Genomic DNA, 24,876 nt, shown 5'->3' with positions numbered 1-24,876 from the left:
GAAGTGCCATCCGGACGTCGCTTATTGGCCGAAGAAAATCACCCGACTGAGGAACACATAGTCTGCCTCGGTGGCCATCAGTCCGACGAGCACCAGTAAACACAACGGTGGCACCAATATGGCGTAGACCATGGCCAACCGTTCCCAGGCCATGTGCATGAAGATGGAGACAATTAAACCTGCCTTCAACAACATGAGCGTGATGATCAGGGACCACCGGAGGTAGCCCTGGAAGTGAAAATAGTCGACAAGATACGACAGCGTGCTGAGGACGAATAACAGCCCCCAGATTTTCAGGTACAAACTGATTGGATGTTGCTGCCCCTGAGTATGCGCCATCATCAGTGCTCCTCTTCAGAACCTGTTCACGACCTACCATAAATAGAAGAAAGCAAAAATAAACACCCACACCAGGTCCACGAAGTGCCAGTAAAGCCCGGCTATCTCGACGATCTGATAGTTTCCGGAGCGCTCATAATCTCCGCGCAATACCTTCAGCGCCACAATGCTGAGGTAGATGACGCCGACTGACACATGCAGCCCGTGGAAACCGGTAATCATGAAAAAGCTGGCGCCGAATTGCGCCGCCCCCATGGGGTTCCCCCAGGGACGCACCCCTTCTGCGATGAGCTTGCTCCATTCAAATGCCTGCATGCTGACGAAGGTCACACCGAAGGCTGCGGTCGCCAGCATCAGGGCAGCGGTTTTCGCGCGATCGCGGCGATAGGCGAAATTGACTGCCATGGCCATGGTGCCGCTGCTACTGATCAGCACAAAGGTCATGATGGCGATCAGAATAAGCGGGATTTCTCTACCGCCGATCGTCAATGCGAACACTTCACTGGGGTTCGGCCAGGCGCTGGTGATCGTCATGCGTACCGACATGTAGCCGGTTAAAAAGCAGGTAAATACAAACGTATCGCTGAGCAGGAATATCCACATCATCGCCTTGCCCCAAGGCACCTGCCTGAAAGCCTCTCTGTCCGAGGCCCAGTCGTTGGCGATGCCCTGCCATCCCGTTGCAGGCGGCGAGCTGGGTGGGTTGGATGAACTGGACTCGACTGGGGCTAGCGGGGGCGATGCCATGGTTTTTCACCTCAGGCCGCAGAATCTGGCAATGGCTTCATAGGTTGCCGGCGTACTGGTCAGCAGAGCGAATAGCACGAACCAAAGACCCAGTAAGTAATGCCAATAGGTGGCACAGAGCTCTACGCTGGCGCTGAGTTGCGGCAACGGTATGTGATGCAGGAATTTAGCGACGGTTCTGCTCCAGGCGATCAGTCCGCCCAGCAGGTGGAACCCATGCAGGCCGGTCAACAGGTAAAAGAAACTATTGGCCGGATTGCTGGCGACAAAGTAGCCCCAGGCGACAAACTGCTGCCAGACCCAGAGTTGTCCCGTCAGAAAGGCAACTGCAAATACGCCCCCTAATGCAAAACCAATGACCGTTGCGTCCAGTCGACCCTGTCGGGCGGCCATACGCGACCACTGCAGTGCGATGCAGCTGAATACCAGAAAAGCCGAATTCAGCCATAGCTGCCATAGATTGGCTAACGGCGCCAAGGGCTCCGTCAGAGGTTGCCAGTCGGCCATTTGCGAGCGCTCGATAAAGGCGACCAGGAAGAGAAAGAATAACGAGCTCACTACGGCCAGAAACAAGCGCAGGCCGACCCTTGCGTTTTGGATTCTATCGGCAGCCTCGGCAGCCTGAATATCCTCAGGACCACCACTCCAACTACCGCCGGGGTCAGCACCGTCGGCGTTTCTCAATAGCAGCCCGTTCATGTTTTAACGTCCGCAATCCTGGCTCCTGCACTGAGTTGCCGCATCTGCTCCAGCTCCTCGTCGGAGACCGTTTGCGGAACGAAATCCTGGTCTATTCCCGGCATGCTGTAGTCGTAGGCCCAGCGATGCGCGACCGGCAGCTTCGCGCCCCAGTTACCGTGTACCGGCGGGGTGTCCGGCGTTTGCCATTCCAGACTGGCTGCGCCCCAGGGGTTACTGCCTGCGGGCTTGCCTTTGAAAGTGCTCCAGGCCAGGTTGAACAGGAACAGCAGTTGGGAAACGCCGACGATCAATGCGACCACCGTAATGAAAGAATTCAATTCTTGCGCCGACTGCGGGATGAACGCGTAGTTGTCATAGGCGTAGTAGCGGCGTGGCATGCCCTGGAAACCCAGGTAGTGCATGGGAAAGAAGATCGCGTAGGTGCCGAGAAAGGTAATCCAGAAATGCAGCTTGCCGAGGGTGTCGTTCGTCATGCGCCCGGTGACTTTCGGGAACCAATGATAGATGCCGCCGAACACCACCAGTACCGGTGCGACACCCATGACCATATGAAAATGGGCCACGACGAAATAGGTGTCCGAGAGCGGAATGTCCACGATCACATTACCGAGAAACAACCCCGTCAGACCGCCGACCAGAAAGGTGACGATAAAGGCCAGGGCAAACAGCATCGGTACGGTCAGATGAATGTCGCCCCGCCACAGGGTCAGAATCCAGTTGTAGACTTTCAGTGCGGTCGGCACCGCGATGATCAAGGTGGTGGTGGCGAAGAAAAAGCCAAAGTACGGGTTCATTCCGCTGACATACATATGGTGTGCCCAGACCACAAAACTGAGTACGCCAATCGCAATAATGGCCCACACCATCATTCGGTAGCCGAAGATACCTTTACGCGCATGCGTGCTGATCAAGTCGGAGACCAGACCAAACGCCGGGAGAGCAACGATATAGACTTCCGGGTGGCCGAAGAACCAGAACAGATGCTGGAATAATATCGGGCTGCCACCTTGGTGATCGAGCTGCTGCCCCAGCGAGATGATTGCCGGCATAAAGAAGCTGGTGCCCAACAGCTTGTCGAACAGCGTCATGATCGCACTGACAAACAACGCCGGGAACGCCAGCAAGGCCATAATCGAGGCCATGAAGATTCCCCATACGGAGAGCGGCATGCGAAACAAGGTCATGCCGTGCGTGCGTGCCTGCAACACCGTGGTGACGTAGTTCAACCCGCCCATGGTGGTTGCGACGATAAAAATCGCCAGTGACACGAGCATCAGCACGATGCCCCAGTCGGTTCCCGGTGTCCCCTTGGTAATGGACTGCGGCGGATAAAGCGTCCAACCCGCACCCGTGGGGCCGCCCGGGACAAAGAAAGCGGCGAGCAACACCAGAACCGCCAGCAGGTAAGTCCAGTAACTCAGCATGTTGACGTAGGGGAAGACCATGTCCCGGGCGCCCACCATCAGCGGGATCAGATAGTTGCCGAAGCCACCCAGAAACAAGGCTGTCAGCAAGTAAATGACCATGATCATCCCGTGCATGGTCATCGCCTGATAGTAAGTACTGGCGTCCATGAATCCCAAACTACCGGGGAAGCCTATCTGCAAGCGCATCAAATCGGACAACACCACGGCGATGATGCCCACGAATATAGCCGTCAAGGAATACTGAATGGCGATGACCTTGTGGTCCTGACTCCAGATATATTTGGTCAGGAAACTTTTGGGCTCGTGCAGTGCTTCTGTTTCGGCTTGCTCCGCATAGGCCATCACGTCATCCTCCTACTGAAGTTTCGGTGTATTGCTGGCTGCTTACGGCTGCTTTCCTGGCCCCGCCTTGCTCGCATCAGCGTCGGCATTCGCTTTGGACTTGATAAAAGCGATCAGTGCGCTCAACTCCTTATCACTCGGCGTAAAGGTAGGCATGATGGGCGCATAGCCCTTGACGATTTTGGCATTAGGCTTAAGAACCGATTCTTTTATATAGTCCTCATCGACCTTTATCCTCGTACCGTCCTCAAGGGTTTCTGTCTTGCCATACAGGCCCTGCCAGCTGGGGCCGACGCCCTTGCTGCCATCAACACTGTGGCAGGCCAGACAGCCGAACGACTTGGCCAGCTGCTGTCCTTGCGCCACCAAGTCTTCAACTGCGGCAGAAAGCTCATCGCCTTGGCGCGCGGTACCCAGTGATTTGATCAGGGTAACGAGAGCACCCAGTTCATCTTCATTGAGAGTATAGGCCACCATGACCGGCGGGTAGCCCTGTACCCGTCGGGCTTTCGGATCGAGGATCGCCGCTTTCAGGTAGGCCTCATCGACCTGCACACTGGTGCCATCGGCGAGCTGTTCGGCGCGGCCATACAACCCTTTCCAACCCGGGCCGAGACTGGCACTGCCATCCTGGCTATGGCAGGCGCTGCAGCCGTACTTCTCGACCAACAGCCGGCCTTTTTCCAGCATGCTGTCCCGACTGGGCTTGGCCGCTGCCGCTAATGTCTGCGCAAAAGTCGGTTGGCTGCTCAGCCATTGATCGAAGGCGTTTTGTTCTACCACGATCATATGACCGCGCATGTTGTAATGCCCTACGCCACAATATTCAGCGCACAGAATTTCATATTCCCCGGTTTTAGTCGGCGTAAACCAAAAGTACGACACCATCCCCGGCACCATGTCCATCTTGCCGCGCATTTGCGGTACATCGAAATCGTGCAGCACATCTTTGGAACGCAGTAAAACTTTTACCGGCTGATCAAGCGGCAGGCGAACTTCATTGTTTAGTATTAGCACATCGTCCTGCCCTGCAGGATCCTTGGGATCAAGACCGAAGGGGTTAGTGGAATCAACAAACTTAATATCCGACTTGCCCAGTTTCCCGTCCCGACCGGGAAAACGAAAGGCCCACTGCCACTGCTGGGCGAGCACTTCAAGTTCATAAGCTTGTTTTGGCACTCGGACAAAATCACTGTAAACAACCAGACCTGGCGCCAACATCGCGGCAATACCGACCGAAGTAACAATAATTAACCATGACTCCAACTTCTTATTTCCTGGCTGGTAAGCCGCCCTGGCGCCCTCCTTGTGACGATAACGCATCACCGCGACCGCCATAAATACTGTGACGGCGATGAAAAATATTCCGCTGATGATCAGGGTGATGAACTGGGTGGTGTCTATTGACCCCCAGTTGGAAGCGGCCGGTGTCGCATGCCAAGGTGCCAGAATATTGAACAACACTGATGCAACAACGATTAGAATCAAGATAATTGCTATTGCCATTTTCTCTTCATCCTGTTCCTGTCACTCGTTGGTTATGCAACAGCATCGCCACTTAACCGCATCATCACATCAACATACATCTAACGCACCAGCAAGGTAGACAAGCACCCCTGCTGCTGACGGTAGAGTCAGCAAGAAGTATAGTGCATGAACGAAACAAGCGCTTTTCCTGAAGAACCTGATGTTCGAAGATTACAACTCCATCATTAAGTTAATTATTTAAATCCATTCACCCCCTATAACTATAGATACTCAGCATCACGTCCCCCGGTACTCAATTGGGCATAGCGACTTGTTTCCGATCAGTCAAAATAATCAGAGTCGAGCCCGCCCCATCCCAAGCGAGGCCCGCTTGCCAGCTATACTCAATTTCTGATCAGGGACGGCAGAGATCGGCCAGAAGCGGCCCGAGCTACAGAGTCCCGCAGTCCACAATGGAGGTTCCGTCATGAGTGCCTTGACGATCGAAGGCTGGTGCAAAATCAGCGGCGACCAAAAGTCCACCCCGGTGGGAGAAGTCCATTTTAACGTCGATGGCCCCCTCCATCTGCGCCTGGAGGAAGCTGAAGGGCGCCTGCAGAAGACCCTTGAGCCTGAAGCCATGGTCGATGTCGACATGAGTTCAATGGATTTGATCATGCCAGAGGAATACGGCCCCTTGTCCGACTGCCAAATGCGCGTCTATTTGCAACATGGGCGCGGTCAGTTCCATCTGGTCGGACATCGAGCAAGCGATGGAAGCTTGATCTATACCAACGCGGTATTGATTGATCAGCTGCTTGAGTAGCGACTACGTGATTCTCGGCCTCGGTTTTTCTCTGCGGGGGGAGCGCGGTGTCGAAAACTCACCTTTTAAACAGAAGATGCAGAGACAAGAAAGCCGGTCCTCAGTGACCGGTTTTTTACGCCCGTCGTTCAGCAACATCACACGTTGCCCTGGCGTTGAAGGAATCAGAAACACTCCAGCGCTGCTCCCGGACACCGTGTCCTGCGGTGGTTCCTACACTGTTCCCTACCACTCATCCATTCTGTCGCCACCAGCGGTGGTTATAGTGTTGATAATTTATTTTCAGTAGGTATAGTAACCACCTACACAGCACAGGGAAGTGATGTGAATAGCCGATATTTGATAACCCAAATCGTCGCAGACGGCTGGTATCTGGTACGGGTCAGAGGCAGTCACCACCACTTCAAGCATCCAACGAAGCCTGGTCTGGTCACCGTCCCGCACCCTAAAAAGGATTTACTGACCAAGACAGCCGTCAGCATTCTGCAACAGGCCCTGCTGTATTGAATCGGCGCACAGCACCCAGAGGACAACGAACATGCTTTACTCAATTGCGATTTCAATGGGCGATAACGAACACGCCTGGGGCGTGGAAGTGCCGGATATTCCGGGCTGCTTCTCGGCCGGCGAGGACCTGGACGATGCGATCGCCATGGCGCGCGAAGCCATCGAAGGCCACTTCGAGATACTCGCCGAAGACGGCTCGGCGATTCCGCCCGCCAACAAAGTCACCGTGCATGCAGCCAATCCGCAGTACGCCGGCGTTACCTGGGCATTGGTGGACATCGATGTCACCAAGTACCTGGGCAAGGCGCAGAAACTCAACATCACCCTGCCCGGCTATCTGCTGACCCGTATCGACGAATACGTGCTGCATCACCCGGAAGAAAAAAGCCGTTCCGGCTTCCTGGCCTCGGCGGCGTTGAAAGTGTTGCAGCAGGGCTGAGGGCAACAGCTTCAGGCCCGATGCAACAACGGCCTTTAGCGGGTCGCCACAATGAATAAACGCGGGAACGGCAGCAACACCGAACCATCGGCCTGTACCGGGAAGAATGGCTCTAACGCAGCCAGATATTGCTCGAGGTACTGAGCTTTTTCCGCCTCGTCGAGCGGTTCAAGAAACGGCCGCAAACCGCTGCCCTTGAACCACTCGACCACGGCCGCAGGACCGCCCTCCAGCGGGTGATGGTAGGTGGTGCGCCACACATCGACGCGCGAGGCGCACGAACACAGCATCCGGTAGTAGGTATTGGCATCGTCCAGGGTCGTCCGTTGCCCGGCGATGTCCGCCAGCTTGCTGGCCCAAGGCCCCTTACTGGCGACTTCACGCATCATCCGATGCGACGGTTGATCGAGGTTGTCAGGCATTTGAATCGCCAGGCTGCCACCCGGTGCGAGCTTGGACACCAGCGACGGCAATAGCGTGGCGTGGTCAGGCAACCACTGGAACACCGCGTTGGCGAAGATCACATCGAACGGGCCGGGCTCGCTCCAGGCGGCGATATCGGCAGTGTCGAAGCGTACGTCCGGCAAGCGTTTACGGGCGGCGTCAATCATGTCGGCCGAGCTGTCCAGTCCACGCACCGCGGCATTGGCAAAGCGCTGCACGAGCAATTCGGTAGAGTTGCCGGGGCCGCAGCCGATGTCGATCACCGAATGCGCATCGGTGTTCGGGATAGCCGCCAGCAAATCGCGCGCCGGGCGCGTGCGCTCATCTTCGAAAGCCACATACTGTTTGGCAGACCAGCTCATCGCGGACTCCTGTAACGGATCAGGACATGAGCGACGCGCTAGACTCTGCGTTTCGCTCGTGGGGCGCCAGTAAGCGACGGACCCGCCAAGTTCGTCAAGATCCGGTGGGTGGGTGATGTGGTGAAGGTGGTTACGCCGATGTCCGGTAGACCTGGTCGGTAACGCCTCCGGCCATCCTTCCGACGAGAGCACGGCAGCTGCTACGAAATCAGTGTCAACGCTGCGAAATCGTGACCACAACACAATAAAAAAGCGACCTGAGAAGGTCGCTCTTTTTGATTCGGCGAAACGCTGGCTCTAGTGGGCCCAGCCCCCGCCTTGCCAATGCCAGCCATCGTTGCGCGGTTCCCAATGCGGGTGCACGTAACGATAGCCTCGGCGTTCCGGTTCCCAGTGCCCGCGAACGGCGACATAACGCCCGCCTTCCCAGCGCCAGTAACCGCGCGACCAGACATAACCCGGCCGGCCCGCGGGCTCCACTTCGATCACCTGGACCGGTGGTGGCTGCGGTGCGATGACTTCGACGTACTCGCGTGGCGGCGGACGCCGGTCATGAACCACCCGCTCCTGTACGCAACCGGAGGCCGCGATGACCACTGCTACCAATGCCGCGTAACGTAACAACATGCTGCCTCCTGAGGCTCATCGGCCAATAGAGTAACCCCGTAAAACCATGCCCCCTTTACCGCCGCGCTCCTGCTTGGCGTATGAATATTTGTACCAGCAGATATCTGTCTAATACCTGAACCCACCCACAGGAACTGTGTAAAGAAAAGTTGACCTTCCACAGCTCGCAGAACCTGCAAGAAAAAGTGCAACGTCTTCTTTGTCGAGCTGTTCTAGATGTACGTTATTCAGCATAGCGTCAGCTGCACGGGTGGAAACTACACTGGCTGCTGTCGACGTCTCTCTTGATACTCGGGAACCTCCTACATGCACATGCCACATGCCGTTTTTCGCCCGTTGTGCCTGTCGGTCTGCTTGTTGTTCCCCACACTGGCCTCGGCCGGTACACCCGCCGCGCTCAATCCGAGCGACATTGCCTGGCTGCGCCGCGATGGCTTCGATCTGGATGCCGCCAACCTGGCGCGCTTGCGCAGCATGGGACGCGAGGGCCTGCTTCAAGCCCAATTGGCCGACCGCATCAATGACCCGCTGCCACCGGCAATCAACGCGCTGTTGCACAGTTATCCGGTATTGAGCACATCACCCGAATCCTTGTTGCTGGCATTCAAGAGCCAGCAAGAACAGCTCAAGGCCATGCCCGAAGGCGACGCCAAAAACGCCGCGAAAAAAGACGCACAACAACAAGCCAACGAACTCGCAGAACAAGCGCGTGAAGCCGTGCTGTTGCGTGCGGTGTATGGGCCCAATCAGCTCAAAGAGCAATTGGTGGGTTTCTGGCTCAACCACTTCAGCGTGTTTCAGGGCAAAGGTCGCATACGGGTGCTGACGGCGGACTACGCAGAACATGCAATCCGCCCACACGCACTGGGTAAGTTCAAGGACCTGGTGATGGCCACCCTCAAGAGTCCGGCGATGCTTGAGTTCCTGGACAACGCGCAAAATGCCCGGGGCAAGGTCAACGAGAACTACGCCCGCGAATTGATGGAGCTGCACACCCTGGGCGTCGGCTCAGGCTATACCCAGCAAGACGTGCAGCAACTGGCGTTGATTCTGACCGGCGCCGGGCTGATGCCGCTCGATGGTCGTACGCAAAAGTTTGCTCCTCGGTTACAGCCCTTGGTGGTGCGCGAAGGGCTGTTCGAATTCAATCCTCGTCGTCACGACTTTAGCGACAAGGTACTGCTCGGCCATCCGATCAGGGGCAGCGGCTTTGACGAGATCCGTCAGGCCGTGGAGTTGATCACCCGGCAGAAAGCCTGTGCGCATTTTGTCTCGCAACGGCTGGCCGAATACTTTGTTGCCGATCAGCCGTCGCCTGCGCTGGTGGAACGGATGACCAAGACCTTCCAGGACAGCGACGGCGATATCGCCCAAGTGATGCGTACGTTGTTCGAATCGAAAGAGTTGCTGCAAAGCGCTGGCACCAGGTTCAAGGACCCGATGCAGTTTGTGGTGTCGGCGGTGCGGCTGGCCTATGACGGTAAGCCGCTGGCCAACGCCAGGCCGATGATCAATTGGCTCAATCAGTTGGGACAACCAGTATTCGGTCGCGTGACACCGGACGGCTGGCCTCTGGAATCCAGCGGTTGGTCGAGCTCAGGGCAGATGTCAAAACGCTTCGAAATCGCCCGGGCAATCGGACGCGGGGATAACCGATTGTTTACCCCGCAAGGTAGCAACCTGCCCGGCCCCGGGTTTCCGATGATCACCACACCATTGTTCTACGAGGCCATCTCCCCACACCTTGCAGCAGCGACCCTTGGCGCGCTGAACAAGGCCGTGTCGCCTCAGGAATGGAACACCTTTTTGCTCGCCTCACCTGACTTCAATAACCGCTAAGTTGCGTAATGAGGTGCCGCCATGAATCGTCGAGAACTGCTGATTGCCGCTGCGGCAGCCGCGACGCTGCCGTCGTTGTCGTTCAGTGCAAAGCTGTTCGCCGCCCCCGTTTCGGCACCGCGCTTTCTGATCGTTTTTCTGCGCGGCGGCTACGACTGCAACAACCTGCTGGTGCCCTGTTCCAGCGACTTTTACTACGAGTCGCGTCCGACTCTCGCCATTGCCCGCCCGGACACGCATAACCCCAACAGCGCCATTGCGCTGGACAGCCATTGGGGCCTGAACCCGGTTTTACGTGATTCGATCTATCCGTTGTGGCAACGCAAGCAGATCGCCTTCGTGCCGTTCGCCGGGACCGATGACTTGTCCCGCAGTCACTTCGAAACCCAGGACAACATCGAGTCTGGCGAACCGAGCCAACAGCGTAACCGTTACGACTCGGGCTTTCTTGCGCGCTTGTCGCGTCAGGTGCCGAACAGTGCGCCCATTGCCTTCACCGATGCTTTACCCCTGAGTTTTCAGGGCGGCAACGCCATCCCTAACATCTCGTTGCGTGGTGCCTCGAAACCGGCCTTCGATGCTCGGCAATCGGCGATTCTTTCGTCAATGTACCAAAACACACCTTATGCCGCCTCCGCAGCCGGTGGCCTTGAACTTCGCCAGCAGGTGTCAAAGGATCTGCAAGAAGAGATGGTCAAGGCCAATCGTGGTGCGCCGAATGCGCAGAACTTTGCGGCCCAGACCCGGCGCATGGCGACGCTGATGCGCGACCAGTACCGACTGGGTTTCGTCGATGTCGGCGGCTGGGATACCCACGTCAATCAAGGCAGCACCAGTGGCCAACTGGCCAACAACCTGGCCAACCTCGGAGAAGGGCTGGTCGCCTATGCCCAGGCGCTGGGGGATGAATGGAGCAACACCACCGTGGTGGTGGTCTCGGAGTTCGGCCGCACCTTTCGTGAAAACGGCGCCAGGGGCACCGACCACGGGCATGGCACGGTGTACTGGGTACTTGGCGGCAACGTTCGCGGTGGACGCATCGTGGGTGAACAGGTGGCGGTCAACCCACAAAGCCTGCTGCAAAACCGCGATTACCCGGTGCTCAACAATTATCGGAACCTGCTCGGTGGTTTACTTGGCAGGACGTGGGGCTTATCCGCTTCGCAGTTGCAGAACGTATTTCCCGGTGCGCGTCCGGACGCATTGCAGTTGCTCTGATCGGCGTAAGAAATATGCACCGCATTACGTTAAAAGACCTCAAGGCGCTGATGGTCGCAAGCTCCGGACTCAAGGCCATCAGCCAGGGTCGAACATCGGCGCAAGGCCTGCTCAAAACCATCGATGGTCAATTCTCCGACACCCTGGAAGTGAGGCTGCCGGGATCGGTAATCGTTGCTCAATGGCACATAATTTAGAGGGAAATCAACGCTTGGAAAACGTTCTGGATCGCCATTTCCTTATCGCCAAATCATCGGAAATCAGAAGCAAAACGACCGTTCGTCGAACGAAGCCCCATCTGTTTTGACAGCTTAAGACGGGCATCTATATTCCAGACGCGGCCTGTTGGAAGGAACCCGGGCCGGTCACTTTTATAGGCAAGGAGCCAGGCCAGCTCGTACCCTGTGATCGGTGGGTTCCCCGTAATAGCGCGCTTAACAACAGTCGCAAGACAATCAAGCGTTGTTGTGTCTGGTAGATGCCAGGCGCTCACTATGAACAAGGAGCTTTACTATGTCTCGAGTCACGGATGTGCTTGTTTCGATCGACACCGAATCCATTCTGAAAAACTACCCGAACATCAGCAAAAACCCTGCTGCGCCAACAATGATCGATGTCAATCACGTGTACATGGTCACCAACCGGGACAACGTGATCAATGGCCAGGCCGGTGGCGAACTCAATTTGAAAGCCTCGGTCGGTGACCTGATTCGCTGGCGCGAAACCAGCCTGTCGCAGAGCTTCGAAAAATCGGTGATTTTCTACAAGTTCATTGGCAACGCGGGCAATGAGCTGATTTCGACACCGGCCATGCGCAAAGCCACTGCGAGTGTTGCCGTGCCAAACGCCAGCAACCCCTCGGTGCCTAGCTGCCAGAAAGTCGATAACTATTACTGGTCTTCGGAAACCCTTGCCACCGGCAGCGTGACCTATCACTTCAACTTCCTGATCGTGGATCGGGACTGCCAGATTGTAGGTTGCTGCTCGTGGGATCCGTTCATCACCATCCGTAACTGATCTGGACGGCCCCTTGGCGACAAGGGGCTTTCCCCTCTGCCTCGCGCCCCGACTGGAACTGGATGTCTTGCGTAAGCCGCAGCGGTGCGCCGCGATCCACCCACATCATGAAAGGAAGCCGTGATGTCCACAGATACCAGCGCAAACCCGTCATCCATCGCTGAGCAGGCAACCAATGTGTTGCTGATTGTCGACGCCGAAACCCTGCTCACCCGCTACCCCGAACCGAGCCTCGACCCGCAGCAACCGACCGTGATCGAGGACGGCTTCATTTTCACCTTTGGCGCGTCCCCGGGAACAACGCCAACGTCCAAGAGCACTTGCCTTGAACTACCCGCAAGTTCAACCAAAACCTTCCACATCCGTGGCCGAACCGTCGGCCTGCACGCCGAGCACAGCGTGGTGTTTTACAACCTGACCGTGGGCGACGCCGGGGTGTTCTCAAAACCACATCTAGTGGTGCACAACGGCCAGACCTTGGCCGCCCCAAATCCCGAATCCCCCACCGAACCACTCCCGGTGAAAGCCGATGATCACTACTGGCATTGCCAGCAGCAGAGCACCGGTGTCGAGCAGTGCGAGCTGAGCTTTATGCTGGTGAACAGCAGCTGTGAAGTGCTGGGGTATTTCAGCTGGACGGTTGGGGTGAAGCTGTCGAGCTAAACAAAAAACCGGCCTCAATAGCCGGTTTTCAGTTTTTCCTGCGGTGATCCGTCGTAATACCCATCGTCCGCGTCAACCATCCACCCGACCCGATTGGCTGTTGGCCTGAAGGGCCCTGGCCATTTTCAGGTGATTTTCGAGCTTGGGCAGCGTCTCTGCAGCGAAGGCCTTGAGCTCCGGCACGTCGGTGGTTTGTGCCTCCTGCTTCAACTGTTCGATGGCTTCCTGAGTGGTTTTCACCTGGCTGGCGGCATAGGCCGCGTCAAACGAGTCGCCGTCCTTGACCTCAGGAATCAACGCCTTGGCCTTGCTGGCCAGCTCGTCTCTGGGGGCAACGGGCAGATCGAGTTTCTTGGCGATTTTCTCCAGATGCTGGTTGGCCGTCGTACGGTCGTTGATCACCACAATCGCATAATCCTTGACCTCTTTGGATTCGGTTTTCTGGTGAGCCAGGCGGCTGGCTTCAATCTCGGCCATGCCTTTGGCCGAGGTGTCGTTGATGAATTCGGCTGGCGACTGGGCAAAAGCGCTGCTGGCGCCCAGACCCAGCAACACGGCAAAACTGATGGTCGGTAATCGGCTGGCCATACGTTTCATGGTCACGCCCTCCTGAACAGGCAAATGAGTGCAGCGGGCATCCCCGCCTGACGTCTGAAGTTAAAACGCCACAAAGGTTTAGAAAAGTTGAGCCTGCCGCGACGAACGGTGCCCCGCGCCAAAGTCGAATCAGGCGCGGTCCAGGCGCCCGCTCAAGCGCTTGGCAGCGTACATGGCCTCATCTGCGTGCTTGAACAATTGCTTTTCCTCACTGCCATGCTCGGGGTAAAGCGCGATACCGATGCTCGGCATGATGTTCAGGCTATGGCTGTCCAGACGCATCGGCTGGCCGAGCACCTGACAGATTTTGATCGCCACACGGGCCGCGTCTTCGGCAGCGTGAATGCTGTCGAGCAGGACGACAAACTCATCACCGCCAATGCGCGCCACCGTGTCGGTCTCACGCACGCAGCCTTGCAGTCGATTGGCCACGGCTTGCAGCAACATGTCGCCGACGCCATGGCCATAGGTGTCGTTGACCTGCTTGAAGTGGTCCAGGTCGACGTACAGTAGCGCCATCTGTCCAGAGTCTCTTCTGGCTTTGCCGAGGGCAGCAGTCAGGCGTTCACGCAACAGTTCGCGGTTAGGCAAACGGGTCAACTGGTCGTGCTGCGCCATGAATTGCAGCCGGCAGTGCAACTGCTTGCGCTCAATGGCTGCCGCGAGCTGGGCACAGACGTATTGCAGCAGCTCCTTGTCGCGCTCGGTATAGCGTTCGCCACCGGGTACGCTTTTGACGATCAGTGCACCGATGGTGCCTTTCTGTGAGTTCAGCGGTACGCCCAGCCAGCAGGGTGAATCCTGGCCATTGCCGACCTCGGACAGTCCGGGCATCAAGACAGGTTGGTCAGGCGTCACCAGCACCGGCTGCCCCGTTTGGATCACCTCGGTGCAAAGCCGGCCGGTAACGCTGCACAGCGGATCGCTCTCGTGTTCGTCGACGTGGTAAGGGAAACTCAATTGCTCGCAGTGCTCGTCATAGAGCGCCACCGAGAAGTTCAACGCCGGCAGCCATTCGCCAATCAGTTGATGAACGAGCTTGAACAGCGCCAGCAAATCCTCAGCGGCATGGGCGGCTTCGGAGATCGCGTACAGTGCGGCCTGCCGGGACTCTGCCTGTTTGCGCTCGGTGATGTCACGGGCCACGGCGATACGCAGTTGATCGACTTCAGACCAACGCGCCGACCAGAGAAGATGCACCACCTGACCATCCTTGCGCAGGTAGCGGTTTTCGAAGTTCGGGTTGGGTTGGCCGCGCATGATTTCCCGAGCGGCGTCCAGAGTCCGTTGGCGATCGGCCGGGTGGACCATCTCGATCATCGACTGGCCGATCAGCTCGTCCGGCGTGTAACCGAACACTCGCTCGCTAGCGGCACTGACAAAGACGAAGCGCCCCTGGCTATCGACCGCACACACGACGTCGAGCAAAAGATCGATGTAGCTCGCCAGCGGCGCGGAATTACTGGTGGTCATCAAAGATGGATACTGTCCAAAAGTGCAGCCGTGAGTATCAATCCCTGGACCCGGCATCGCTGAAACGGATGTCCTGATGCTGCTGTCGCAGCCCTGCGCGCAGCCTCAAACTTTATTCGTCAGCCCCCCGGCACCGCGTGCAGCAAGGCGTTGATGGCGAAACCGATGAACATTACCCCGCAAATCCGGGTAATTGCCAGCTCATGACGCTGAACCCGACGAGTGCCCACAATGCCGATCAGAATAGCGTATGCGGCGCTACCGCCAACGAAACTCGGAAAAATCAGCTATGGACATGCCGGGAGTGCGCCCGGTCACGGAGTGAAAAACTTCATCCCGGCATAAGGTCTCTGGCGGCACGCCTCAAGTCGCGACACCAGATCCCCGACATGGAGTTCAAGCTTGTGCCCATCCGGATCCAGGAAATAAAACGACGCGCCTTCGCTGCGATTGTCCCGCCACTCTAAAACACCCACAGCTCGCAGTCGTTGAACCAATACCGGGAAGTCGCTGGCGGCTACGCTGAATGCGTAATGAGTGTAATCGACCGCCGCCTCAGGCTCGCGCAGCGGATCGAGAGACAGGCACAGCCACAACCCCGGCAACGACAGATAGGCGCCGCCGTCCCAGGTGGCGTCGAGGCGCAGTTGCAACAGGCCATGATAGAACGCCACGCTGCGGTCCAGATCAGTGACCGCCAGGGTCAGATGGTTGAGGCCGGAGAGCATCGGTTCAGAGCCCTTTTAACTCTTTCGGAACAACATACCGCTGACCGTCATAACGCAGCGTCGTCAGTACCGTTTTGCCCACTGTATCTTTGGATTCGCATTCGCCATTTTTCACCGAGTCTTGCGAGCCGGTGGTCACCGATTTAACGATCAGGTCGGCGAAGCCGTGGCTGCTGGTTTTGGCTATATCCAGAGTGCGTTTGATGTTCGAGAACTCGCCCGCACAGTTGGTATCCCACTCACCGCCACCGGATTCGATCACCAGCTGCTCCAGGACCGGGCGCAGTGTGTTGCCTTCGCGAACATACAGCGACAGCTGGGACTCGCCGAAAGGATTGGCCCGTGACGAGCCGGTGAAACCTGCCCGCACGCCGAACGCTCGCAGGTCGGAGGTGAGCTTGTAGCGTGCGGTATCGATGCTCAGCCCATCGAACCGGATGGCATCGGAGCTGAACACCGAGGCTTTGGAATAGAGGGCCAGCGGCTTGCCGTCGACGTTGGACACCACCGCCAGTTTCAAGTCGTACATACCCATGCCGTCAGGCTCATCGCTATGAGTCGAGTCCAGCTCAATCTGCGACAGTGCAGTGATGGTCTGGCCGTCATAGGCCGGCCAGTCCTTGCACACCGAATAACCCGGTACACCCTCGGGCAATGGCGGTGTTACACACTCGGCATAGGCCTGGGTCGCGCCCAGCGCACCGCTCATTGCCACACATCCCAACCAGCTGTATTTCAAGGTCATTCCCTGTTCCTTGCGAACGTCATCAATTGATAAAAGATCGGCCGTGCACTATCGCCTGCCCGGTCTGTCGATTCAACCCGTTCAATGCCTGATCGTCGCCATGACGCGAGGGCTGCGATGCCAGGTGCATACATCGAATGACGCTGAGCCTTCTAATATTCCGTATTCTTGGAAAAACTTCAGGTTAATATCCAACGCTTTGACAGCCTCACACGGACCGGGCAGCACTGAAGCAATGACCTTTGGTGCGGACATGGAACCCACGCAGGTCAGCCGTTTTTTGCGAGCTGATCATCGACCTATTGCGCGCTCACAGCCGAAACACCGGCCATTGACGCTCCAGGAAACAGTTCTTGAAAAGCAGTACAACACTCGTCATCACTTGCTCTACGGTTTTTCTCGCGCAGTTGGGCATGAGCATTTATCTCCCGGCCCTGCCGGAGATTGCCCGGTACCTGAACAGCGAGGCTTCGCAGGTTTCCTGGGGGCTGGCGGTGTACCTGATTGGCATGGCGCTGCCCATGTTGTTCTGGGGCAGCCTGAGCCAGCGCATTGGTCGCAAGCCGGTGCTGATCGCGGCGTTAGGCATCTATGGGCTGGGTAATCTGGCCTTGCCCATGGGCACCACCCTGGAGTCATTCCTTGCACTACGGTTGGTTCAGGGTATTGGCGCCAGTGGGATTTCAGTCATGGCCCGAGTGCTGATTCGCGACAGCTTTCGCGGAGATCTGTTAGCCAAGGCACTGTCCTGGATTTCGATTTCCTTTGTGGTTGCATTAGGGATCGGACAATACCTGGGCTCACTGATACAGGTTGCACTGGGCTGGTCAGCCATCTTTTATTTGCTGGGCGGCACGAGCCTGTTGATGGGGATAGTGGTAGTACGGGTCACCTTCCCGACATTGGTAGAAACGAAAAGTCAGTCATCCAGTTGGCCCATTTACTGGCGCATTCTGCGTCATCGGAATTTTCTGCTTCCAGCACTCACCGGTGGTCTCGGTTACGGAGTAATCGTCGCGTTCAACACCGCCGCACCAGCAATTCTGCAAGGTTCATTCAACTGGTCTGCGGTCGAGTACGGCCTCTTGGGATGGCCAATCAGTGCAGCCTATTTTTTCGGGGCGCTGGTGATCAATCGCTACGTCCTGCACACCGGTCAGCACCGGTTGATGAACGCGGGAGTGGGCTTGATGTTGCTCGGCAGCGCGGTCATGTTACTGGGCAGCCTGCAGGCAACTGCACTGGCGCTACTGCTGTGGTTGCCTTACTGCGTTGCGGTGCTCGGCCAATCGCTGATTTATCCCATCAGCCTGTCCCTGGCCAACGATGGCTCGCCGGTCAGTGGTGCTTATGCAATGGCCTTGAGCGGCTTTATCCATCAACTGATGGCCGCCATTATCGGTGGCATCGCCAGCCTGCTGGCCAGCCAGCAGGCTTGGCCGTTGTCATTGTTGTGCAGCCTGTTGGCCCTCGGCGCGATGCTCTGCGTAACGCTTGTGCCGCGTCCCGAAATCATCGAACAAAGCGCCCGGTAACGCCGCCATTCAAAACGCGCTGCGAAAGATCTCCTCGATCTGCCGCTGATCCGCGGCCCGTGGATTGGTCAGGCCGCAGGCGTCTTTCAAGGCGTTGGCGGCGAGGATCGGGATGTCTTGCAGCTTGGCGCCGAGGTCGCGCAAACCGCCGGGAATCTCGACATCCCTGGCCAGCGTGCGGATCGCCGCAATGGCCGCCTGGGCGCCCTCTTCCGGGCTGACGCCACGAGTGTCGGCCCCCAGAGCCTGCGCCACCACGACCAGGCGTTCGGCGCAGACCGCGGCGTTGAAGCTCTGCACGTGCGGCAGCAGTACCGCGTTGCAGACACCGTGGGGCAAGTCATAAAAACCGCCCAATTGGTGCGCCATCGCATGTACAAACCCCAACGAAGCATTGTTGAATGCCATGCCGGCGAGGAACTGCGCATACGCCATGTTTTCCCGGGCGATCATGTCGCTGCCATCGTGTACGGCCAGGCGCAGGTTACGGCTGATCAGCTCGATGGCTTTCAGCGCGCAGGCGTCAGTGATCGGGTTGGCGGCCGTGGAAACGTAGGCTTCGATGGCGTGGGTCAAGGCGTCCATGCCAGTCGCTGCGGTCAGGCCCTTGGGCATGCCCGCCATCAGCGTCGGGTCGTTGACCGACAGCAGTGGCGTTACATTGCGGTCGACGATAGCCATTTTCACGTGGCGCGACTCGTCGGTGATGATGCAGAAGCGGGTCATCTCGCTGGCAGTGCCGGCGGTGGTGTTGATCGCGATCAGCGGCAATTGCGGCTTGGCTGATTGGTCGACGCCTTCGTAATCGGCGATCTTGCCGCCGTTGGTAGCGCACAACGCGATGCCTTTGGCGCAATCGTGGGGCGAGCCGCCGCCCAGGGAAATCACGCAATCACATTGGCTGCGCTGGAGCAGTTCCAGGCCGCTCTCGACGTTGGCGATGCTCGGGTTCGGTTTGGCACCGTCGAAAATCACCGAGTCGATGTCCTGCATCGCCAGTTTTTCAGCAATCAGGGCTGCCACCCCAGCCTTGGCCAATCCTGCGTCCGTTACGATCAAGGCCTTGCGAAAGCCATAGTTGCGAATGGCATTCATGGCTTCGTCGAGGCAACCGGTGCCCATGATGTTCACGGCAGGAATGAAAAACGTGCTGGTCATGACGAGTCCTCTTCGATGGTGCCGAACCGGCCCCCCGATTCAGCGAATGCCCGAAGGATCGACTCATCGGTCACTGTGCATCTTGATCTGGCTCAACACCCGGTCGTGATAAAGTCTGCGCCCTGCACTCCACCTGCTTGAGATGACCGACGCGATGACCGATTTCCAGGAATTTGATGCCCGACTAGAAGACTGGAATGCGTTGCGCGCAACCACCCCGTTCAGCGGCCTGCTGGTGGGCAACGGCGCCAGCCGCGCGGTGTGGGATGACTTTGGTTACGACTCGCTGTTCGAGAACGCCCGCACGGTCGAAGAAAAGCCGTTGAGCCAGTCCGAGCTGAGCGTGTTCGACGCGATGCAAACCCGCAGTTTCGAGCAAGTGCTGAGTGCACTGAAAACCACCAGCCGGGTCAACAAGGCCCTGGCCGTGAGTTCCGCCGCACCGCGCAATCGCTACTACGCGATCAAGGAAGCGCTGATCAATACCGTGCACGCCGTGCATATCCCGTGGCGCCTGGTGCAGGCCTCAAGCCTGGCGGCAATCAATCAGGAGTTGAGCACCTATCCGACAGTGTTTACCACCAACTACGACCTGCTTAATTACTGGGCGATCCAGCACCAAGCCGACGCCATCAGTGACCTGTTTCACGGCACCGAGCCGAGCTTCGACCTGAGCGCCAGCACCGCGGATAAAACCCGCCTGCTCTACCTGCACGGTGGCCTGCACCTGGTGCGCAACCAGGACGGCACCGCACGTAAACTGACCTCGACCGAGGGCACGCTGCTGGGCAGTTTTGCGATCAACAACACGATCAAGACGCTGGACGACGTGCCGCTGTTCGTCAGCGAAGGCAGCAGCGAAGACAAACTCAAGACCATCCGCAGTTCGGATTATCTGTCGTTCTGCTATGACCAGTTACTCAAGCAAAGCAACGCGCTGTGCATCTTCGGCCACAGCCTGGGCAAGCAGGACGCTCACATCGTTCATGCGCTGCGCCAGGCGAAACCGAAAACCGTGGCAGTCTCGATTTACCCGCGCAGCGCGGCGTTCATCCAGAGCCAGAAGCGGCATTACGCGAAGGTGTTTGAAGGGACTGGCGTGGATCTGAGGTTTTTTGATTCGAAGAGCCATGCCTTGGGTAGCCCGAAGCTATCCGTTCCAGTCGAGGTTTAGCGGCGGCGAAGCTGACGCCTTCGCGAGCAAGCTCGCTCCCACGTTGGATTTTCGGTGTATTCAGAAAACCGGCAAGGTTTTGTCCTTGATCACCTTGGTCGGCCCGTTGGCCTTGACGCTGGCGATGCCTTTTTCCAGTGCGGTGTCGGAAGAATAGGCTTCGCTGCTGCCGATGATCTGATGATCGGCAGCCTTGAGATTGAAGTAAGGATGGCCATCCTTGGTGGACTTTTTCTCGTAGCGTTCATCCAGCGGGCTATTGGTCTGAACCGAGGCGATGCCGTCATCGGCGGCGCTGCGTGTGGTGTACAGCTCGCTGGTGAGAATGGTCTCGGCGTTGGCCGCTTTCAGCACAAAGCGAAACTGGCCAGTGATGCTTTTGCTCAATTCGTACCATCCGGACATGCTCGTTCTCCTTGGCGATTGAGAGGTTACGCGCTTCAGAGTAAAGACCAGGCAGCCCTACTTCACCACCGCGCGCACCACTGACAACGCCGGCGTCGTTACCCGGCGCTGACTCAGGTAACGCGTGCAACTGACCCGCAGAAACGAGGCGAAGTTCACCACTTCGCCCCGGTAGTCCATCACCTCTTCATAGAGCTTGGCGATCAACTGGTTGGTGGTCATTCCATCGACTTCGGCGATCTCGCTGAGGATGTCCCAGAACTGGTTCTCCAGCCGCAGCGTGGTCACGACCCCGCAGATGCGCAGCGAGCGCGAGCGTGACTCGTAGAGGATCGGGTCGGCTTTGACGTACAGCTCGCACATGCGCAGGCCTCCGCTTACAAGGTGATTGTGGTGCCCAGCAGACCGAGGAAACCGGCCAGCCAGCTCGGGTGTGCCGGCCAGGCTGGAGCTGTCGCCAGATTGCCCTGAACGTGACCTTGCGTCACCGGAATATCGATGAACGTGCCACCGGCCAAACGTACCTCTGGCGCGCAGGCGGGATAAGCGCTGCATTCGCGGCCTTCAAGAATCCCCGCCGCCGCCAACAATTGCGCACCATGGCAGACCGCCGCAATTGGTTTGCCGGCCTTGTCGAAGGCTTGCACCAGTTGCAGGACTTTTTCGTTCAGGCGCAGGTATTCCGGCGCACGACCACCCGGCACCAGCAAGGCGTCATAGTCCGCCGCATCGACCTTGGCGAAGTCGAAATTCAGCGCGAACAGGTGACCGGGTTTCTCGCTGTAGGTCTGATCGCCTTCAAAGTCATGGATCGCGGTGCGCACGGTCTGCCCGGCGGTTTTGTCCGGACACACCGCGTGCACCGTGTGACCAACCATCAGCAGCGCCTGAAACGGCACCATCACTTCATAGTCTTCGACGTAATCGCCGACCAGCATCAGAATTTTTTTCGCGGCCATGGGGATGACTCCTCTGGTAAAGACTTGGGCAGGCAGGAGTATTCAAGGTAGTCCGAATCCGGTGGGATGGGTAATAACCAGCTACTACGGCATAGTTACCGCGATGGCGATTTCAAACTGTACGGATAACTCTTTGCCTAGCTGTAACAGCGGCATGCCCTGGGTTTATGGCTAGATGAAAGCTCTCCCGCCACTTTCGAATTCTGGTTACCGTTATGTCCTCGCGCGAAAACACCGGCATGGCCCTGGGCCTGCTCGGCGTCGTCATCTTCAGCCTGACCCTGCCCTTCACCCGGATCGTGGTGCAAGAAGTCCATCCGCTGCTCAATGGTCTGGGCCGAGCGTTGTTCGCGGCGATTCCGGCGGCGATGTTGTTGCTCTGGCGGCGGGAGAAATGGCCGACCTGGAAACAGGTCAAAGGCCTGACCCTGGTGATCGCTGGAGTGATTCTCGGCTTCCCGGTGCTTTCGGCCTGGGCCATGCAAACGCTGCCGGCGTCTCATGGCGCGCTGGTCAACGGTTTGCAGCCCTTGTGCGTGGCGCTGTATGCGGCGTGGCTGTCCCATGAACGACCGTCGAAAGCCTTCTGGGCCTGTGCCGCATTGGGCAGCGCGCTGGTTCTGGGTTACGCGTTGATCAGCGGTGCCGGAAGTATCCAGGCCGGTGATTTATTGATGCTCGGGGCAATTGCCATCGGCGGCCTGGGTTACGCCGAAGGTGGCCGGTTGGCCAAGGAGATGGGCGGCTGGCAAGTGATCTGCTGGGCGCTGGTGCTGTCGACACCGTTGTTGATCGGCCCGGTGACGTATCTGGCGCTGCAGCACCAAGGCGAGATTTCGGCGAAAACCTGGTGGGCGTTCGGTTACGTGTCGCTGTTCTCGCAGTTCATCGGTTTCTTCGCCTGGTACGCCGGACTGGCGATGGGTGGCATCGCCCGGGTCAGTCAGATCCAGCTGCTGCAGATCTTCTTCACCATCGCCTTTTCGGCACTGTTTTTTGGTGAACACATCGAACCGATTACCTGGCTGTTTGCGGTCGGGGTGATCATCACCGTGATGCTCGGGCGCAAGACCGCAGTGCGCCCGGCGCAACCAGGCACGTTACCGGCGGGTATTCAGACCAATCTGCTCAAATAAGCAGCCCATCGGCCCGCAGCAACGTTTCCAGACAATGCTCGGTGATGTGGTAAAACGCCTTGAGCTCCTGGATTTTCACCAACAGCTGGGCCGGGTCCACCGGTTCAGCGCGTTTGACCGCCAGGATCATCTTGTTCTTGTTGGTGTGGTCCAGAGAGATGAACTCGAAGACCTTGGTTTCATACCCGCAGGCCTCGAGGAACAACGCGCGCAGGCTGTCGGTGACCATTTCGGCCTGTTGACCGAGGTGCAAACCGTATTGCAGCATCGGCTTGAGCAGCGCCGGGCTCTGGATTTGCAGGCGTATCTGCTTATGGCAGCACGGCGAGCACATGATGATCGCGGCACCGGAGCGGATGCCGGTGTGGATCGCGTAGTCGGTGGCGATGTCACAGGCATGCAGGGCGATCATCACGTCCAGCTCGCTCGGCGCCACGCTGCGCACATCACCACATTTGAATACCAGCCCCGGATGCTCCAGGCGCGTGGCAGCGGTGTTGCACAGGTTGACCATGTCTTCGCGCAACTCGACACCGGTGACCATGCCTTCGGCATGCAAGGTGTTGCGCAGGTAATCGTGAATGGCGAAGGTCAGGTAACCCTTGCCTGAACCGAAGTCCGCCACCCGTACCGGTTTATCCAGCGCCAGCGGTGAAGACGTCAGCGCATGGCTGAAGACTTCGATGAACTTGTTGATCTGCTTCCACTTGCGCGACATCGCCGGAATCAGCTCGTGCTTGCTGTTCGTTACACCGAGATCCGCGAGGAACGGTCGGGTCAGGTCGAGGAAGCGGTTCTTCTCACGGTTGTGCTCGGCGGACGGCACTTCGCGCAGTTGCTGGGGTTTGCTCTTGAACAGCGAGCTCTTGCCCTTCTTGCTGTATTCGAGCTGGGCTTCATCGGTCAGCGCCAGCAGGTGAGCGTTCTTGAAGTCCTGCGGCAACAGCGCAGCAATCGTCGCGATGCCCTCTTCGATCGGAAAATTCTTGGTGATGTCACGCGTCTTGTAGCGATAGACGAAGGACAGGCACGGCTGCTCCTTGACCGTCAGCTGCTTGATGATGATTCGCTGCAAGTCGACTTCAGCGCCGACGTACTTGGCCAGCACCAGTTTGATGAAGGCGTTCTGTGCCAGGCTGGTGCTCAGCAGGTCGATGAATTGCGCGTGATGATCCGGCGTGAGGCTGGCGGGAGTTGCGGTAACAGACATGTAAAAAGCGCCTCGGGCGGTGCGGATCGGGGAGTGACCGGTATTTTAGGGGGGATGGCGCGTCGGGACACGCAGTTATTTACCCAACGGCACAACAGCCCCCAAAAAATCAGCCCAACACCACCAACCGGTTTGGCAACTCATTGCGCACTTGCGTTACCGGCACATGCACCTTGAGCAACTCGCCACAGGCCTCGATGCAGGTGACAAAGCCCTGCAACGTCTGGCCCTGTTTCACCTGTCGGGTGAAGGCCGCGACGATCGGATCCCAGCTTTTGGCAGGCAGCCGCCTGGAAATCCCTTCGTCCACCAGAATCTCCACATAGCGCTCGGCTTCACAGACGAAAATCAGCACGCCGGTGCCGCCGACGGTGTGGTGCAGGTTCTGCTCCAGAAATTGCCGACGCGCCAGGTTCGAGGCGCGCCAATGGCGCACCGACCGCGGGATCAGGTGGGTGGTGATCGACGGAATCCGGAACACCAGGCACAGCACGATAAAACTCACCCACTGCACCAGCAGCAAGCTGTGCATGTTCAGCCAGCCGGTAACGTAGTGCACGATGCCCGGCACGATCAGCGCCAGCAGGCTGGCCCAGAGCAGCGGGATGTACGCGTAGTCGTCGGCCCGGGCCGCGAGCACGGTGACCAGTTCAGCGTCGGTGTCGCGCTCGACACGCGCGATGGCCTCGGCGACTTTGCGCTGTTCGTGTTCCGTCAGTAATGCCATGGTTTTGAATGCTCGCTCATTATTGTTATCACCAGCCGCCCGACGAACCGCCGCCCCCGAAAC

At 57.9% G+C, this 24,876-nt stretch carries 28 protein-coding genes and 1 pseudogene; 11 read left to right on the top strand and 18 right to left on the bottom strand.

Annotated features, from left to right (window positions below):
* Positions 1 to 21: 21 nt before the first annotated feature.
* The 5 genes from FPT12_RS24185 to FPT12_RS24165 are packed head-to-tail and all read right to left on the bottom strand — an operon-like array spanning position 22 to position 5,063.
* Positions 22 to 339 (bottom strand): cytochrome C oxidase subunit IV family protein, encoded by a 318-nt coding sequence (locus FPT12_RS24185; protein WP_123582582.1) that lies wholly within the window; start codon positions 337 to 339, stop codon positions 22 to 24.
* 33 nt (positions 340 to 372) lie between these two features.
* Positions 373 to 1,086 (bottom strand): heme-copper oxidase subunit III family protein, encoded by a 714-nt coding sequence (locus FPT12_RS24180; RefSeq protein ID WP_145021030.1) that lies wholly within the window; start codon positions 1,084 to 1,086, stop codon positions 373 to 375.
* 6 nt (positions 1,087 to 1,092) lie between these two features.
* Positions 1,093 to 1,785 (bottom strand): cytochrome c oxidase subunit 3, encoded by a 693-nt coding sequence (locus FPT12_RS24175; RefSeq protein WP_145021027.1) that lies wholly within the window; start codon positions 1,783 to 1,785, stop codon positions 1,093 to 1,095.
* Positions 1,782 to 3,557, bottom strand: coding sequence for a cytochrome c oxidase subunit I (ctaD, locus tag FPT12_RS24170; protein ID WP_145021148.1), 1,776 nt, complete (start codon positions 3,555 to 3,557; stop codon positions 1,782 to 1,784). The genes FPT12_RS24175 and ctaD overlap by 4 nt, the downstream gene beginning before the upstream one ends.
* 42 nt (positions 3,558 to 3,599) lie before the next feature.
* The gene (locus tag FPT12_RS24165) at positions 3,600 to 5,063 is read right to left on the bottom strand and encodes a cytochrome c oxidase subunit II (RefSeq protein WP_145021024.1); all 1,464 of its coding nucleotides are present in this window, start codon (positions 5,061 to 5,063) and stop codon (positions 3,600 to 3,602) included.
* A gap of 448 nt (positions 5,064 to 5,511) precedes the next feature.
* On the opposite strand from FPT12_RS24165, the gene FPT12_RS24160 reads away from it, so the two are divergent.
* The 3 genes from FPT12_RS24160 (at position 5,512) to FPT12_RS24150 (ending at position 6,796) form a co-directional block, all read left to right on the top strand.
* The gene (locus FPT12_RS24160; protein WP_145021021.1) at positions 5,512 to 5,850 is read left to right on the top strand and encodes a hypothetical protein; all 339 of its coding nucleotides are present in this window, start codon (positions 5,512 to 5,514) and stop codon (positions 5,848 to 5,850) included.
* A gap of 324 nt (positions 5,851 to 6,174) precedes the next feature.
* A complete protein-coding gene (locus FPT12_RS24155; protein WP_095082823.1) occupies positions 6,175 to 6,357 on the top strand; it encodes a type II toxin-antitoxin system HicA family toxin in 183 nt (60 codons plus the stop codon).
* A gap of 31 nt (positions 6,358 to 6,388) precedes the next feature.
* Entirely contained in the window at positions 6,389 to 6,796 is a 408-nt protein-coding gene (locus FPT12_RS24150; protein ID WP_145021018.1) for a type II toxin-antitoxin system HicB family antitoxin, read from the top strand.
* A 35-nt stretch (positions 6,797 to 6,831) separates the two neighbouring features.
* Here FPT12_RS24150 and tam read toward each other — a convergent pair whose 3' ends face one another.
* Together tam and FPT12_RS24140 are read right to left on the bottom strand one after the other, a co-directional pair.
* Positions 6,832 to 7,602 (bottom strand): trans-aconitate 2-methyltransferase, encoded by a 771-nt coding sequence (gene tam / locus FPT12_RS24145; RefSeq protein WP_145021015.1) that lies wholly within the window; start codon positions 7,600 to 7,602, stop codon positions 6,832 to 6,834.
* Positions 7,603 to 7,899: 297 nt separating this feature from the next.
* The gene (locus FPT12_RS24140) at positions 7,900 to 8,229 is read right to left on the bottom strand and encodes a YXWGXW repeat-containing protein (protein ID WP_145021012.1); all 330 of its coding nucleotides are present in this window, start codon (positions 8,227 to 8,229) and stop codon (positions 7,900 to 7,902) included.
* 306 nt (positions 8,230 to 8,535) lie between these two features.
* Between FPT12_RS24140 and FPT12_RS24135 the strand changes: the two genes are divergently transcribed.
* The 5 genes from FPT12_RS24135 to FPT12_RS24115 all read left to right on the top strand — a co-directional run bounded on the left by FPT12_RS24135 (position 8,536) and on the right by FPT12_RS24115 (position 12,966).
* Positions 8,536 to 10,068: a DUF1800 domain-containing protein gene (locus FPT12_RS24135; protein WP_178098877.1), complete on the top strand. Its 1,533-nt coding sequence runs from the start codon at positions 8,536 to 8,538 to the stop codon at positions 10,066 to 10,068.
* A 21-nt stretch (positions 10,069 to 10,089) separates the two neighbouring features.
* A complete protein-coding gene (locus FPT12_RS24130) occupies positions 10,090 to 11,286 on the top strand; it encodes a DUF1501 domain-containing protein (RefSeq protein WP_145021009.1) in 1,197 nt (398 codons plus the stop codon).
* Positions 11,287 to 11,300: 14 nt separating this feature from the next.
* Positions 11,301 to 11,483 carry a hypothetical protein gene (locus FPT12_RS24125; RefSeq protein WP_145021007.1) on the top strand — a complete coding sequence of 61 codons (183 nt, stop codon included), beginning with the start codon at positions 11,301 to 11,303 and terminating at the stop codon, positions 11,481 to 11,483.
* Between the two features lie 316 nt (positions 11,484 to 11,799).
* On the top strand, positions 11,800 to 12,303 hold the full coding sequence (locus FPT12_RS24120) for an inclusion body family protein (protein ID WP_145021004.1): 504 nt from the start codon (positions 11,800 to 11,802) through the stop codon (positions 12,301 to 12,303).
* Positions 12,304 to 12,426: 123 nt separating this feature from the next.
* Positions 12,427 to 12,966, top strand: coding sequence for an AidA/PixA family protein (locus FPT12_RS24115; RefSeq protein ID WP_145021000.1), 540 nt, complete (start codon positions 12,427 to 12,429; stop codon positions 12,964 to 12,966).
* 72 nt (positions 12,967 to 13,038) lie between these two features.
* Here the strand turns inward: FPT12_RS24115 and FPT12_RS24110 are convergent, their stop codons facing one another.
* The 5 genes and pseudogenes from FPT12_RS24110 to FPT12_RS24090 form a co-directional block, all read right to left on the bottom strand.
* Entirely contained in the window at positions 13,039 to 13,563 is a 525-nt protein-coding gene (locus tag FPT12_RS24110; protein ID WP_145020997.1) for a DUF4142 domain-containing protein, read from the bottom strand.
* A 129-nt stretch (positions 13,564 to 13,692) separates the two neighbouring features.
* Positions 13,693 to 15,036: a GGDEF domain-containing protein gene (locus tag FPT12_RS24105; protein ID WP_145020993.1), complete on the bottom strand. Its 1,344-nt coding sequence runs from the start codon at positions 15,034 to 15,036 to the stop codon at positions 13,693 to 13,695.
* 119 nt (positions 15,037 to 15,155) lie between these two features.
* Positions 15,156 to 15,323 (bottom strand): annotated as a pseudogene (locus FPT12_RS24100) (LysE family translocator); the annotation flags it as partial.
* A 27-nt stretch (positions 15,324 to 15,350) separates the two neighbouring features.
* Complete coding sequence (fos, locus tag FPT12_RS24095; RefSeq protein ID WP_145020991.1) at positions 15,351 to 15,764, bottom strand: fosfomycin resistance glutathione transferase; 414 nt, start codon at positions 15,762 to 15,764, stop codon at positions 15,351 to 15,353.
* Positions 15,765 to 15,768: 4 nt separating this feature from the next.
* Positions 15,769 to 16,509, bottom strand: a complete 741-nt coding sequence (locus FPT12_RS24090) for a hypothetical protein (protein ID WP_145020988.1) — start codon at positions 16,507 to 16,509, stop codon at positions 15,769 to 15,771.
* Between the two features lie 353 nt (positions 16,510 to 16,862).
* Here FPT12_RS24090 and FPT12_RS24085 point away from each other — a divergent pair, with 353 nt between their 5' ends.
* On the top strand, positions 16,863 to 18,044 hold the full coding sequence (locus FPT12_RS24085; protein ID WP_145020985.1) for a multidrug effflux MFS transporter: 1,182 nt from the start codon (positions 16,863 to 16,865) through the stop codon (positions 18,042 to 18,044).
* A gap of 9 nt (positions 18,045 to 18,053) precedes the next feature.
* Here the strand turns inward: FPT12_RS24085 and yiaY are convergent, their stop codons facing one another.
* Complete coding sequence (yiaY, locus tag FPT12_RS24080; RefSeq protein ID WP_145020982.1) at positions 18,054 to 19,202, bottom strand: L-threonine dehydrogenase; 1,149 nt, start codon at positions 19,200 to 19,202, stop codon at positions 18,054 to 18,056.
* A 154-nt stretch (positions 19,203 to 19,356) separates the two neighbouring features.
* Between yiaY and FPT12_RS24075 the strand changes: the two genes are divergently transcribed.
* Complete coding sequence (locus FPT12_RS24075; protein ID WP_145020980.1) at positions 19,357 to 20,376, top strand: DUF4917 family protein; 1,020 nt, start codon at positions 19,357 to 19,359, stop codon at positions 20,374 to 20,376.
* A 60-nt stretch (positions 20,377 to 20,436) separates the two neighbouring features.
* Here FPT12_RS24075 and FPT12_RS24070 read toward each other — a convergent pair whose 3' ends face one another.
* Genes FPT12_RS24070 through FPT12_RS24060 form a run of 3 tightly spaced genes read right to left on the bottom strand, consistent with a single transcriptional unit; the run spans position 20,437 to position 21,740 of the window.
* Positions 20,437 to 20,781 carry a YegP family protein gene (locus tag FPT12_RS24070; RefSeq protein ID WP_145020977.1) on the bottom strand — a complete coding sequence of 115 codons (345 nt, stop codon included), beginning with the start codon at positions 20,779 to 20,781 and terminating at the stop codon, positions 20,437 to 20,439.
* A 57-nt stretch (positions 20,782 to 20,838) separates the two neighbouring features.
* On the bottom strand, positions 20,839 to 21,144 hold the full coding sequence (locus tag FPT12_RS24065) for a ribbon-helix-helix domain-containing protein (protein ID WP_145020974.1): 306 nt from the start codon (positions 21,142 to 21,144) through the stop codon (positions 20,839 to 20,841).
* 14 nt (positions 21,145 to 21,158) lie between these two features.
* A complete protein-coding gene (locus tag FPT12_RS24060; protein ID WP_145020971.1) occupies positions 21,159 to 21,740 on the bottom strand; it encodes a DJ-1/PfpI family protein in 582 nt (193 codons plus the stop codon).
* A gap of 215 nt (positions 21,741 to 21,955) precedes the next feature.
* Here FPT12_RS24060 and FPT12_RS24055 point away from each other — a divergent pair, with 215 nt between their 5' ends.
* Positions 21,956 to 22,876, top strand: a complete 921-nt coding sequence (locus tag FPT12_RS24055) for a DMT family transporter (RefSeq protein WP_145020968.1) — start codon at positions 21,956 to 21,958, stop codon at positions 22,874 to 22,876.
* Here FPT12_RS24055 and FPT12_RS24050 read toward each other — a convergent pair.
* Positions 22,869 to 24,086 (bottom strand): SAM-dependent methyltransferase, encoded by a 1,218-nt coding sequence (locus FPT12_RS24050; protein WP_145020965.1) that lies wholly within the window; start codon positions 24,084 to 24,086, stop codon positions 22,869 to 22,871. The two genes, FPT12_RS24055 and FPT12_RS24050, sit on opposite strands and share 8 nt — an antisense overlap.
* A gap of 109 nt (positions 24,087 to 24,195) precedes the next feature.
* Positions 24,196 to 24,813, bottom strand: a complete 618-nt coding sequence (locus FPT12_RS24045) for a TPM domain-containing protein (RefSeq protein ID WP_145020962.1) — start codon at positions 24,811 to 24,813, stop codon at positions 24,196 to 24,198.
* Positions 24,814 to 24,876 lie beyond the last annotated feature (63 nt).

Origin of the sequence: Pseudomonas sp. H3(2019), assembly GCF_007713465.1 — a bacterium.
Lineage (GTDB): Bacteria > Pseudomonadota > Gammaproteobacteria > Pseudomonadales > Pseudomonadaceae > Aquipseudomonas.
The sequence above is the reverse complement of the archived record's forward strand: the minus strand, read 5'-3'. Positions and strand labels throughout refer to the sequence as shown.

What these genes read in the sequence shown, in the direction of transcription:
- FPT12_RS24185 (WP_123582582.1), bottom strand. Translation starts at nt 339, where the DNA reads ATGGCGCATACTCAGGGGCAGCAACATCCAATCAGTTTGTACCTGAAA.
- FPT12_RS24180 (WP_145021030.1), bottom strand. Translation starts at nt 1,086, where the DNA reads ATGGCATCGCCCCCGCTAGCCCCAGTCGAGTCCAGTTCATCCAACCCA.
- FPT12_RS24175 (WP_145021027.1), bottom strand. Translation starts at nt 1,785, where the DNA reads ATGAACGGGCTGCTATTGAGAAACGCCGACGGTGCTGACCCCGGCGGT.
- ctaD (WP_145021148.1), bottom strand. Translation starts at nt 3,557, where the DNA reads ATGGCCTATGCGGAGCAAGCCGAAACAGAAGCACTGCACGAGCCCAAA.
- FPT12_RS24165 (WP_145021024.1), bottom strand. Translation starts at nt 5,063, where the DNA reads ATGGCAATAGCAATTATCTTGATTCTAATCGTTGTTGCATCAGTGTTG.
- FPT12_RS24160 (WP_145021021.1), top strand. Translation starts at nt 5,512, where the DNA reads ATGAGTGCCTTGACGATCGAAGGCTGGTGCAAAATCAGCGGCGACCAA.
- FPT12_RS24150 (WP_145021018.1), top strand. Translation starts at nt 6,389, where the DNA reads ATGCTTTACTCAATTGCGATTTCAATGGGCGATAACGAACACGCCTGG.
- tam (WP_145021015.1), bottom strand. Translation starts at nt 7,602, where the DNA reads ATGAGCTGGTCTGCCAAACAGTATGTGGCTTTCGAAGATGAGCGCACG.
- FPT12_RS24140 (WP_145021012.1), bottom strand. Translation starts at nt 8,229, where the DNA reads ATGTTGTTACGTTACGCGGCATTGGTAGCAGTGGTCATCGCGGCCTCC.
- FPT12_RS24135 (WP_178098877.1), top strand. Translation starts at nt 8,536, where the DNA reads ATGCACATGCCACATGCCGTTTTTCGCCCGTTGTGCCTGTCGGTCTGC.
- FPT12_RS24130 (WP_145021009.1), top strand. Translation starts at nt 10,090, where the DNA reads ATGAATCGTCGAGAACTGCTGATTGCCGCTGCGGCAGCCGCGACGCTG.
- FPT12_RS24125 (WP_145021007.1), top strand. Translation starts at nt 11,301, where the DNA reads ATGCACCGCATTACGTTAAAAGACCTCAAGGCGCTGATGGTCGCAAGC.
- FPT12_RS24120 (WP_145021004.1), top strand. Translation starts at nt 11,800, where the DNA reads ATGTCTCGAGTCACGGATGTGCTTGTTTCGATCGACACCGAATCCATT.
- FPT12_RS24115 (WP_145021000.1), top strand. Translation starts at nt 12,427, where the DNA reads ATGTCCACAGATACCAGCGCAAACCCGTCATCCATCGCTGAGCAGGCA.
- FPT12_RS24110 (WP_145020997.1), bottom strand. Translation starts at nt 13,563, where the DNA reads ATGAAACGTATGGCCAGCCGATTACCGACCATCAGTTTTGCCGTGTTG.
- FPT12_RS24105 (WP_145020993.1), bottom strand. Translation starts at nt 15,036, where the DNA reads ATGACCACCAGTAATTCCGCGCCGCTGGCGAGCTACATCGATCTTTTG.
- fos (WP_145020991.1), bottom strand. Translation starts at nt 15,764, where the DNA reads ATGCTCTCCGGCCTCAACCATCTGACCCTGGCGGTCACTGATCTGGAC.
- FPT12_RS24090 (WP_145020988.1), bottom strand. Translation starts at nt 16,509, where the DNA reads ATGACCTTGAAATACAGCTGGTTGGGATGTGTGGCAATGAGCGGTGCG.
- yiaY (WP_145020982.1), bottom strand. Translation starts at nt 19,202, where the DNA reads ATGACCAGCACGTTTTTCATTCCTGCCGTGAACATCATGGGCACCGGT.
- FPT12_RS24075 (WP_145020980.1), top strand. Translation starts at nt 19,357, where the DNA reads ATGACCGATTTCCAGGAATTTGATGCCCGACTAGAAGACTGGAATGCG.
- FPT12_RS24070 (WP_145020977.1), bottom strand. Translation starts at nt 20,781, where the DNA reads ATGTCCGGATGGTACGAATTGAGCAAAAGCATCACTGGCCAGTTTCGC.
- FPT12_RS24065 (WP_145020974.1), bottom strand. Translation starts at nt 21,144, where the DNA reads ATGTGCGAGCTGTACGTCAAAGCCGACCCGATCCTCTACGAGTCACGC.
- FPT12_RS24060 (WP_145020971.1), bottom strand. Translation starts at nt 21,740, where the DNA reads ATGGCCGCGAAAAAAATTCTGATGCTGGTCGGCGATTACGTCGAAGAC.
- FPT12_RS24055 (WP_145020968.1), top strand. Translation starts at nt 21,956, where the DNA reads ATGTCCTCGCGCGAAAACACCGGCATGGCCCTGGGCCTGCTCGGCGTC.
- FPT12_RS24050 (WP_145020965.1), bottom strand. Translation starts at nt 24,086, where the DNA reads ATGTCTGTTACCGCAACTCCCGCCAGCCTCACGCCGGATCATCACGCG.
- FPT12_RS24045 (WP_145020962.1), bottom strand. Translation starts at nt 24,813, where the DNA reads ATGGCATTACTGACGGAACACGAACAGCGCAAAGTCGCCGAGGCCATC.